The organism is Gilliamella sp. B2717 (assembly GCF_026536675.1).
Taxonomy (GTDB): Bacteria; Pseudomonadota; Gammaproteobacteria; order Enterobacterales; family Orbaceae; genus Gilliamella; species Gilliamella apicola_I.
In genome coordinates this window covers 238-2463 of the sequence record NZ_JAFNNQ010000022.1, presented here as the reverse complement: position 1 = coordinate 2463, position 2226 = coordinate 238, and the positions used below count along the sequence as shown (strand labels likewise).

The window sequence follows — 2226 nt, the reverse complement described above, 5'->3', positions numbered from 1 at the left end:
CAGAAACTAAAAAAGAGCAATCAGCAGACACCACAACTAATCAAACCGAAACTTCATCAACACCTGCCACGTTAAGCCAAAATGGTAAAGTTTGGTTTATGCATCCTGTGGCTATGGTAGATTATTTTAAAGCTAAAGCGGGAATTATTACCTATCATATCTTTCACGATGGAAAAATCGAGAAGCATATACCACATGAAATTTTAATAGGTTATGAAAAAAAATATAAATATGTTTATCACGACAAAAATAATAATTTACATCAATTAGGTATATATGATTATATTGAAATAAATAATCACTATTATCCTCATAAAAGATATGGTCTTACTAAAAAAATTCATTTAATTGATTTAAGAAAAGTAGAGCAAGAATATGAACAATATGGCTTAAAATATCGTTTTAATGTTGACTGTTTTATAGATCCACGTTTTTTCATGAATGGTGATACGTTAGCAAGTTTTTTTGGTGCAATGTTAGAAGTAAACTTTCTTGATATTAGTTGTAATGGTTTTAGTACTTCTTCAGGTAGCTCAGGAGTCAGTAAATCACATATTAATGGTTATCATGGAGATTTTAAATATTTAAGATTAGACGAAACTTTACTTAAAGGACCAGGAACTAGTCTGAATATTCAAAACAACCCAAAATTATTTGACTATAAACGTCAAAATCAATGGAATGATGCTTTATATAAATTTGGTTGGACAGATATGTTAGGTTGGAGTTATACATTGGATGGGAAAAAGAATTTTCCCAACCATATAAAAAAGGATACAAAGGATCATGATCATCATTTACATGTCCAGTATTATGATATGGATAAAATAAAGGAAATTAAAAAATGAAATATCTAATCTATCCCTTTATTATTTATTTATTGATATTTGAGCAATTTAGTTTGGTTATGGCTAATGATAAGATTGATCATGATTTGTTACATTTTCAAAAAATAGATCTACCGTTCACATCCAAGCAAGCAGCTAAATATTACTATTGGAAAGATGACATTTTATTTATTTCACCTGATGATAAATTACCTTATCGATTTTCGGCGGAAGAATATGCGTATAAACCTAAGATAACAAGATTTGATTGGAAACCTAGTTTTTATTTTCCTGCCATTTATTTTATTTATAAAAAAATTATATATAAAGGCATTATCTATATAGAATATGGCGATAATGATACGCCGATATTTATTTTCCAATTAAATAGCTACGATGTTAAAGGTAATTTTATAGATGCTATTAAGCTAGATGAACGGCTGAGTGCTGAAGGTGAAGCGCTATGGTGGAGCGACTTTAAAATCGAAGCAAATGGCAACATAATAGTAAATCAAATGGAACAAATATTGATTGATGATGAAAGATACAAAAATGGTGACATTCATATAATCAAAAAATCGGGATATCAAATGAGTGATACAGGGGTATTTAGAAAAGTTAAAGAAACGGTTGTTGATGAAATGTATCAAGAAAATTAAATAAGGAAAGATTTAATGAAAATTAAATATTATTTAGGGGTATTATTATTGATAAATACCTTATTTTGTTATGGTCATTCTTTTGTTATTGATGAAAAATATACTGGTGCGCCATTTGTCAAAAATATTAATACTGAAGAATTAATTGCTAGTTGTACTAAAGATGAAAGATTTTGGGAAATATTCGATAATGAACAACGCAAATTAGATTTGACACGTTGTCCTTTATATACAACAAAATTTAGTTTTAACAAATTGTATGACTTGCTAGATAAAAAAACAGTTATATACCATGATGGTGATTTAGAACTGGTGATGCAAAGAAAGCATTACAAAACAATAAATAATAAATCTACCCATTGGAATTATTGGAATAATTATAATGTTTATGAAGTTAATTTATCACTGGTGTATAAGCAAGAAATCAGAGATACCATTACATTAGCGGGTTATTCTTATAATCCTGATTTTAGTTTCTATTATCAAACTGACTATTATTACATTGATTTAACGGGTGATATATATACTTTATCACTGGAGGATTATAGTTATCGCATAAATTTAGTCAATAAAATGCATTATAAAATTGATAAACAAAATTTATGTTTTAATAACATAAATAATATTTAAAAGTAAGCAAATTATTTACTAAGTGTTAGTTAAAACCTAATAAGTATGTACAAAATTCATAATAGGTAATATTCCCCATTTTGAACATAATAGATATTGGGGGATATAAC

The 2226-nt window shown here is 27.4% G+C and carries 3 protein-coding genes; all 3 read left to right on the top strand.

Features of this window, described 5'->3' with window-relative positions:
* Positions 1 to 848 (top strand): hypothetical protein (locus J3U35_RS04840; RefSeq protein ID WP_267359883.1); only part of this gene is annotated, 848 nt, incomplete at its 5' end.
* Entirely contained in the window at positions 845 to 1486 is a 642-nt protein-coding gene (locus J3U35_RS04835) for a hypothetical protein (protein WP_267351218.1), read from the top strand. The genes J3U35_RS04840 and J3U35_RS04835, both read left to right, overlap by 4 nt.
* A 15-nt stretch (positions 1487 to 1501) precedes the next feature.
* Positions 1502 to 2116, top strand: coding sequence for a hypothetical protein (locus J3U35_RS04830; protein ID WP_267351220.1), 615 nt, complete (start codon positions 1502 to 1504; stop codon positions 2114 to 2116).
* The last annotated feature ends 110 nt before the right edge of the window (positions 2117 to 2226 follow it).

Coding starts and splice junctions, on each gene's coding strand:
- J3U35_RS04830 (WP_267351220.1), top strand. CDS start 1,502: ATGAAAATTAAATATTATTTAGGGGTATTATTATTGATAAATACCTTA.
- J3U35_RS04835 (WP_267351218.1), top strand. CDS start 845: ATGAAATATCTAATCTATCCCTTTATTATTTATTTATTGATATTTGAG.